The following is a 7,850-nucleotide window of genomic DNA, read 5'->3' on the forward strand; positions in this document are numbered from 1 at the left end:
GTTCACACCGTGGCACTGCACGCAGTAAGTGTTGTAATTGCGGGTTGCGCTGGCATGCGGCTCTTCCGCGTGGGCGGACAAGGCGGCAAAGCCAAGCAGCAGCGGGATCGTGGCGCGGCGGATCATTTCGGTGCTCCTTTGAGGGTCGTGATGTAGCCGGTCAGCTTCTGCACGTCGGCCTCGTTCAGGCCCAGCGTCGGCATCCACACGTGCGGATCGAACTTTTGCGGGTCGCGGATGTAGGCCGCCACGTAGTCCGGCTGGAGGCGATCGCCGCCCGTGTACAGCTCAGGACCGGACTGGCCACCGCTGCCCGGCTTGGCCGCGTGGCACGAGGTGCAGCCGCGCAGCTTGGAGAACAGCATGGAAGCCATGGAACTCGGAGGCTCGTTCTTGTAGCTGCCCTTCTCCACCAGACCCGGCACCTTCATGGCCATCAGCGCATCGGCCGCCTGCTCCGCCTGATCTTTCGGCAACTTGGGATGCGGCTGCAGCTGCGAGGCATCCGGCTGGTCCGCAGCCTTGTCTGCCGCAGCCTTCACCACCTTGGAATACAGCACACCGGCGGGACGAATCGCCACAGGGTTCTGCAGCCAGCTCACCAGCCAGTCGCGGTTGAATTTATCGCCGGCATAGTGCAGGTCCGGCCCCTTGCGCTGCCAGATGTGATCCAGCGTGGCCTTGTCCGGCTTGGCGACGGCGTGGCAGCTGATGCACTGCTGCTTGATCAGCTCATCGCCGGGTGCCRCTGCGGCCAGGCGCCAGGCGGCCATGGCGACCGCCAGCACGGTCATGTGCAAACGTTTCATGTGCGCTCCTTACTGGACCAGCTGGCCCTTCATCGAATCGTTGGTATAGATGCCCGGGCCTTTTTTCAGCGATTCCTCGTAGTAGAAGTTCGGCTCGTACTTCTTGCCCTTCCAGGAGTAGAACGGGTCGTCATGCTTGATCTCGTTGTACTCAACCACCGTCATCACGCCGCCCATCGGACGGTCGCCGTTCATGGTGTGGCTGTCCACGTGGTCGTGAATCATCCAGCGGCCAGGATTGTCGGCAGTGAAGATCACGTCGTAGCGTTCGCCCGGATTGACGGCGATGGTGTCGGCCTTGTACGGCGCAGGCAGCGGGAAGCCGTCCTTGAATGCCACGGTCATCACATGGCCGTGGAGGTGGATGCTGTGGGTCGTGTCGCCCGCACCGATCAGGCGCATGCGCACCACGTCGCCCTTGTTCACGCGGATAGGCTGGGTATCCGGGAAGGACTTGCCGTTGATGGTGAAGTAGTCGAAGGTATCGCCAGGCACGCCGCCGAAGCCAGGCTTGTTGGCCCACTTCGAATCCCAGTCGGACAGCATCAGGATCAGCTCTTTGGTGACCGTTTTCTCAAGCGCGGTAGGCTTCTTCGGCTTGACGATGAAGGGACCCCACATGCCGCGCAGGACCACGTGCTCGTTCACGTTCACATGGCAGTGGTACCACATCGTGCCCGAAGGCTCCGCGGTAAATTTGTAGTCGAAGCTTTCGCCCGGCTTGATGCCTTCCTGCGTGACATCAGGCACGCCGTCCATTTTCCACGTGCCCTTCTGCAGCATGCCGTGCCAGTGAATCGTGTGCGGCAGCGCAGTCATATTGTTGACGTGGACGTTGATCTCGTCGCCTTCGTCCACATAGAACAGTGGACCCGGCACCTGGCCGGCGAAAGCGAAAGTATGGAACTGCTGCTTTTCCACCAGCGTGATCTTCGTGTCTTCGATATTCATTTCAAATTTGCGCACGGCGGCAAGCGATTCGCTTTCGTACGCGACGCAGGCAAGCAGCAGGCCAAACAGCGCCAGCACGCGTCCTGTATCCCATTTCAGGAGCCTCTTCATCGATCCAACCCTTTCCCGTTTAAACATGCATTTTGTTTGCATGTTTGTGATCAAAAAATTTGCTGGCGATACCTCCAGTTGCCAACAAACATGCACATTGTATGCATCTTTATGCTGTGCCGCAAGATTGCCGGATTTTTTCTAGGGTCATTGGCGGCTCACAGATCGAAGCGCAGTTCGGCAAACCAGCTGCGCTGCGGATAGGGATGGAAATTCCAGTATTTGTAATTGTTGGCGTTGTCGATGCCGCCGGCAACGCTCCACTGGCGATCGATCTGGTAACGCACGCGCAGGTCGGTCGTGAAGTATTTGCTGGCGCCCTGGTAGGCAAAGCCGTTCGGGTCGGAGTTGTCCAGCRTGGAGAACTGCTTGCCGCTGTAGCGTGCGGCGGCAGTCACACTGAGCTTGTCGGTCGCGCGGTACGTGGCCACGGTGCTGGCACGCCACTCCGGAATGCGCGGCTGCCATTTGCCTACACTGGCCGGGAACTTATCGTTGCGGGTGATCTTCGAATCGGTCCAGGTCGCGCTGGCGGCGAGGTCGAGGCCTTGCGCGAACACGTCCTCGCCGCTCCATGCCGCTTCAACGCCGTGCGTGCGGATGCGGTCGACGTTTTGCACATTGGTGATATTGGGCGTGACCAGCACATTGGTCTGCGAGTACAACGCGTCCCTGGTTCGTTCGAAGAAAGCAGTCAGGCGCAATGACGAAGCGCCGGACAGACGCTCAGCGGTCAGCTCGGAGGTCCAGGATTTTTCGGGGCGCAGCTTAGGATCGTTGTTAATCAGGGTGCCGGAGCCGTTAATGCCGCCCTGATACAGCTCGGACACTGTCGGCATGCGCACCGCACGGCCAGTGGAGGCTTTCAGTGTCCAGTCGTCGTTCGCCTGGAAGGCCAGTGCCGCTTTCGGCGAGGCGTACGTCTCGCTGCGTTCGCCTTGCTGCACTGTGGTGGTGGCGTTTGAGGTAGCGCCGTCGTGTGCGCGCCAGTGCTCGATGCGTGCGCCAAGCACGGTCTTCCAGCGCGGCGCGAATTTCCAGGTGTCCTGCGCATACAGGCTGGTGATATCGGTACGGCCCGCAAAGGCCTGATTGCGCGCACCCGGTGCACCGTCGATCCAATTGTCGGTGGCGCGCTCGATGCTGGCGAGTTTGTAGGCTTCGCGCTGCAGGCCGAAGTCCATGATGTGCGCGCCTTGTGCGCCTTCCGGACGCCACGTGCCTTTCAGTGCCAACGTGTTCCAGCCGGTGCCGCTCTGGTCGACAATACGCCCCGCCCCACCGGCCGCAGCCCCCGGCTGCGCCACGGTTGGTGCACGCAGCAGGTCGCGGTCATAGTCATACATGCTGGCAGCTACTTCCCAGTCGAACACGCCTTTGGTATGGCTCTTGATGGAGAGGCCGTGCATGAAGTGYTGCAGCGATTCGTTCGATGCATTGAAGTCGGACGCCGTCAGCGTGTAGCCACGGCCACCGATGGAGATCGGCCCGCTGTACACCGGCTTGCCCTGCGCGTCATCCAGAAAACTGTCCGGACGGCCTTGCGAATCGTTCTTCCACCAGCCCAGCGTGTAGCTCGCGCGCACGGACGGAGTGATGTCGTACGCCAGCTTGAGTTTGCCCTGGTTCTGTACCGTGTCGTACTGTGTGGCCGTGCCGAGAATCAGCCAGTCGCGATTGCTGCGGTCCTGGCCCGCTATGGCGCCGGTGACCGCCACTGCGCCTTTCGCTGGCGTGGCCGCGGCGGAAAGCAGGCGCGTGGCAAACGTCAGCGGCTGGCCATCGCTGTCGGTGCGATTCAGGCTGAGAAACCAGGAAAGATTGCCGACACGGTCGCCCAGCGAGAAGCCAGCCTGCTTTGCGTGGAATGTGGAATTCGTGTTGTACAGCTCGAAGGGCTGATGCACATAGGCGACGCGGGCGTGCGCCTCCAGCTGCCTGGGCATGCGCGTGACGTAGTCCACCACGGCGCCAACAGAGTTGCCGCCATAGGCCGCAGAGAACGGGCCATACAGCACATCGACGCGTTCGATTTCTTCCGGCGCCACCATGCCCCAGCGCGGTGCGAAGGTGGCGCCGTTGCCCAGATAGTTCGAGAGCAGGATACCGTCCGCATACACGGCGGAACGCGCGCTATTGCCCGTGCCGGAAGCGCGCGTGGACAGCACGGCGTGGTTGTAGTCGCCGATATAGCGCTTTCGTACCAGCAGGCTTGGCATGTATTTCAGTGCGTCTTCGGCATCGGTGGCGTTGACGGTGCGCTCCAGTTGCTCGCGCGTGATGCCTTCAATGGTGGTGGGAATTTGCGTCGGCAACGAAGTCGGATTAACGCCGGTGATCGTGACGGTGCCAAGAATCTTCAGCGGCGCTCCGGATGTGCCCTCGCCTTCGTCGGCGCGGACGTTATGGGTGAACGCAGCCAGCAGCGCGGCGGCGAGCGGAATGAGACGGAATTGCATGGTGCTTCCTTTCGATTTATTTGGACGTGCGGAGGCCTTGCGGCCGCGCAGGGATCAATGCGCGTGCAATGCGGAGGTGTGCTGGTGGTGGAAGATCAGTTGGCCGGTGGTGCGCGCGGTTGCGCAGCGAGCCATACGAAGATTGAGGCCGGCACGAGACGCAGCAGTGGCAGCGTACTGGCCGGCGGGACTTCCGGCGCAGGCAGGGCGGCCGGCAGCGTTGGCAGGTACGGCAGGTCGGCTTGCAGGACGCAGTAGCCGCAATGATGCGTCAGCGGGTGGGCGGCCCTGGCGGGCGCATGGCCCGGCGCGGCCGTATCAGCGTCAGCGACAGCATGGCAATCCGGCAGCGGCACGCGCGCGTCCAGCAGCTGCGACACGGTCGGCGCGAGCGCAGCCATCAGCACCGCCAGCAAGGCGATGTAAATGATGCGTGCGATTTGTCGTCTGCTGAACGTCATTGCCAGATGGTGGGATATCAATAACATACATTATATATGCATGTTTATACGTGCACCAGAAATGGCCTATCCCTTGTGTGGTCTTAACGCTGCACGTGCAGCTTGATGACGCGGCGTGCGGGGCCGCCTTCGACTGGCTTTTCTTCGGCCGGCGCGTCCCCGCAACTGCCGCAGCTGCCGCAACCATCGCCGCAGCTGGATTCAGTCTTGAACAGTTTCGCCAGTTTGTCCTGGTTGAAGCCACGCTTGGTCAGCACGAAGACAATCTGGCGGCGCCAGGCAGCAGGCAGGTATTTGGTGCAGAAGTGCAGCAGGGCTGCTGCGACGATCAGGCCAACGATGATCTGCTGCCACATGATCAGGCTCCCAGCGCCAGCGCGACGCGGTAAGTGATGAAGGACGCGGTGTAGGCCAGCGCGAACATATAACCCGCCATCAGCAATGGATAGCGCAGGCTGTTGGTTTCGCGGCGCACCACGGACAGCGTGGACATGCACTGCGGCGCAAACACATACCAAGCCATCAGCGACAGCGCGGTCGCCATCGGCCAGCTCTGTGCGATCACCGGCGTCAGCGAAGTCGCCAGCTCGTCGCCGGTCTGGGACAGTGCGTACACCGTGCCCAGTGCACCCACAGCTACTTCACGCGCGGCCAGGCCCGGCACCAGCGCAATGCAGATCTGCCAGGTGAAGCCGATCGGTGCGAAGATATATTCCAGGCCACGGCCAAGGATGCCCGCGAAGCTGTACCAGATCGGCGGATGGGTCGCACCTTCCGGTGCGCCGGGGAAGCTGCTCAATGCCCACAGCAGCACCATCAGGGTGAGAATAATGKTGCCAACGCGGGTCATGAAGATCTTGCCGCGCTCCCACAGGCCGATCGCGAGGTTGTTCAGGTGCGGCCAGTGGTAGGCCGGCAGTTCCAGCATCAGCGGCTGGTTGCGCTTGGCGCCCATGGTGCGCTTCATGAAGTAGGCCACCGCCATGGCCGACAGAATGCCCGCGAAGTACAGCACAAACAGCACCAGGCCTTGCAGGCTCATGGCGCCCCACACTTCACGCTCAGGAATGAAGGCGGCGATGATCAGCGAGTACACCGGCAGACGCGCCGAGCAGGTCATCAGCGGCGCAATCATGATGGTCACCAGGCGGTCGCGCGGATTCTGAATGGTACGCGCAGCCATGATGCCCGGAATGGCGCAGGCGAAGGAGGACAACAGCGGAATGAAGGCGCGGCCCGACAAGCCCACACCGCCCATCAGACGGTCCAGCAGGAAGGCGGCACGCGGCAGATAGCCGCAATCCTCCAGCGCCAAAATGAAGAAGAACAGGATCAGGATCTGCGGCAGGAACACCAGCACGCTGCCGACGCCGCCGAGAATACCGTCCACCAGCAGGCTGCGCAGCGCACCATCTGCCATATGGGCTTTCACCACGCCGCCCAGCATGTCGATACCGGCCAGAATCCAGTCCTTCGGAATTTCAGCCCAGGTGAACACGGCCTGGAACACCAGGAACATCAGCACGGCCAGAATCACCGGTCCCACCAGAGGATGCAGGACGATATGGTCGATCTTTTCGGTCAGATTGCCACGGTCTTCGCCATAACTGGCGGCCACGGACAGGATACGGCGCACTTCGCGCTGCGTCTCTTCCACGCTCACTGTATCAATGGCGGACAATGCATTCGGCTTGGACTCATACAACGGCCACATCGCATCCAGCGATTGCAGCAGCGCTTTTTCGCCGCCGCTTTGCACGGCCACGGTTTCCACGACGGGAATTCCCAGCTCCTGCGACAGGCGTGCCGTATCGATCACGATGCCGCGCTTCTTCGCCACGTCCACCATGTTCAGGCAGACCAGCATCGGCAGGCCGAGACGTTTGATTTCCAGCACCAGGCGCAGGTTCAGGCGCAGATTGGTGGCGTCGACCACGCTGACCACCAGATCCGGCGAACGCTCGCCTTCACGCAGGCCGGCCACCACGTCGCGCGTGATTTCTTCGTCGGGGGTGTGGGCCGACAGGCTGTAGGCGCCCGGCAGGTCCAGCACGCGGAAGGAACGGCCTTCGGGCGAGGTGAAATGGCCTTCCTTGCGCTCGATGGTCACGCCGGCGTAGTTCGCCACTTTCTGGCGCGCGCCGGTCAGGCGGTTGAACAGCGCAGTCTTGCCGCAATTGGGATTACCCAGTAAGGCGATGATGGGCTGCTGCGCAACGCGTTGCGCTGTGGATTCTGCTGCACCCATTATTTATTCCGGTTGTACTGCAATCAGCGCGGCTTCAAAGCGGCGCAGTGCGAAAGTCGAATTGCCCACTTTGATGGCCAGCGGTTCGCCGCCCGGCAGGCCACGCTTCAGCATGCGGATGCGCTCACCGGGCACGAAGCCCAGTTCCATCAGGCGGCGCGCCAGGTCGGCGCCCTCTTCGGTATCGTGAGGGTTCGCCGGAGCGATATTGACCACCGTGCCGCTTTTCCCCACCGCCAGGGTGTCCAGATTGATCAAAGAAGGAGCGAGAGTCATGGCGCGGTTCCGGTGTGTCTAGTGGGAAAGCTCATTATAAGGGCAAATGCGAATCGTTTGTATTTGCGCTTGCATTGTACGCCTGATCGGGTACAATGGGAACCGGAATGATAATGATTCTCATTAAGAGAAGCTTAATAATGACATTAATGCCATTGGCAAAGTCTATTAAGTAAAGTCTATTAGCCAGAAGGTAATTCGATGATCGTTTGTGTCTGCAACAACATCTCTGATCGTGAAATCCGTCAAGCCGTAGATCTGGGCATCACTACTATTGAAGGCCTGCGTGAAGCACTGGGCGTCGCAACCAATTGCGGCGAGTGCCTCGGCTATGCAATGGAAGTGCTGGATCAACATCTGGGCGCAACGATGCAGGAAACCGTTCTAAAGCGCCCTTCGCTAGTCGAATAAGGAGCGCTATGTCGTCGATGACTTTCCCCGCCTACTCTTACGAAGGCGGCAAATCCAGCGGCAAGCTGGGCAAAGTGGCAGTCATTATCGCGCTCCATGCCGGTTTGTTCTTCCTGATGAAGAA

Annotated in this window: 8 protein-coding genes; 1 reads left to right on the forward strand and 7 read right to left on the reverse strand. The window is 61.0% G+C overall.

Features of this window, described 5'->3' with window-relative positions:
- Nucleotides 1–122: 122 nt before the first annotated feature.
- The 7 genes from AB4Z11_RS15970 to AB4Z11_RS16000 form a co-directional block, all read right to left on the reverse strand.
- Entirely contained in the window at nt 123–809 is a 687-nt protein-coding gene (locus AB4Z11_RS15970) for a c-type cytochrome (protein WP_442026233.1), read from the reverse strand.
- Between the two features lie 9 nt (nt 810–818).
- On the reverse strand, nt 819–1,871 hold the full coding sequence (locus tag AB4Z11_RS15975) for a multicopper oxidase domain-containing protein (RefSeq protein ID WP_442026234.1): 1,053 nt from the start codon (nt 1,869–1,871) through the stop codon (nt 819–821).
- Nucleotides 1,872–2,029: 158 nt separating this feature from the next.
- Nucleotides 2,030–4,330 (reverse strand): TonB-dependent receptor, encoded by a 2,301-nt coding sequence (locus AB4Z11_RS15980; protein WP_442026235.1) that lies wholly within the window; start codon nt 4,328–4,330, stop codon nt 2,030–2,032.
- Between the two features lie 95 nt (nt 4,331–4,425).
- Nucleotides 4,426–4,791, reverse strand: coding sequence for a DUF2946 family protein (locus AB4Z11_RS15985; protein WP_442026236.1), 366 nt, complete (start codon nt 4,789–4,791; stop codon nt 4,426–4,428).
- Nucleotides 4,792–4,874: 83 nt separating this feature from the next.
- Nucleotides 4,875–5,147, reverse strand: coding sequence for a DUF6587 family protein (locus tag AB4Z11_RS15990; protein WP_442026237.1), 273 nt, complete (start codon nt 5,145–5,147; stop codon nt 4,875–4,877).
- A gap of 2 nt (nt 5,148–5,149) precedes the next feature.
- Complete coding sequence (gene feoB, locus AB4Z11_RS15995) at nt 5,150–7,039, reverse strand: ferrous iron transporter B (protein ID WP_442026238.1); 1,890 nt, start codon at nt 7,037–7,039, stop codon at nt 5,150–5,152.
- A 3-nt stretch (nt 7,040–7,042) separates the two neighbouring features.
- Nucleotides 7,043–7,315: a FeoA family protein gene (locus AB4Z11_RS16000; RefSeq protein WP_442026239.1), complete on the reverse strand. Its 273-nt coding sequence runs from the start codon at nt 7,313–7,315 to the stop codon at nt 7,043–7,045.
- A 201-nt stretch (nt 7,316–7,516) separates the two neighbouring features.
- On the opposite strand from AB4Z11_RS16000, the gene AB4Z11_RS16005 reads away from it, so the two are divergent.
- Nucleotides 7,517–7,726 (forward strand): (2Fe-2S)-binding protein, encoded by a 210-nt coding sequence (locus AB4Z11_RS16005; RefSeq protein WP_442026240.1) that lies wholly within the window; start codon nt 7,517–7,519, stop codon nt 7,724–7,726.
- The last annotated feature ends 124 nt before the right edge of the window (nt 7,727–7,850 follow it).

This window comes from Pseudoduganella sp. RAF53_2 (assembly GCF_052113985.1).
In the GTDB taxonomy this organism is placed as follows: Bacteria; Pseudomonadota; Gammaproteobacteria; order Burkholderiales; family Burkholderiaceae_D; genus Rugamonas.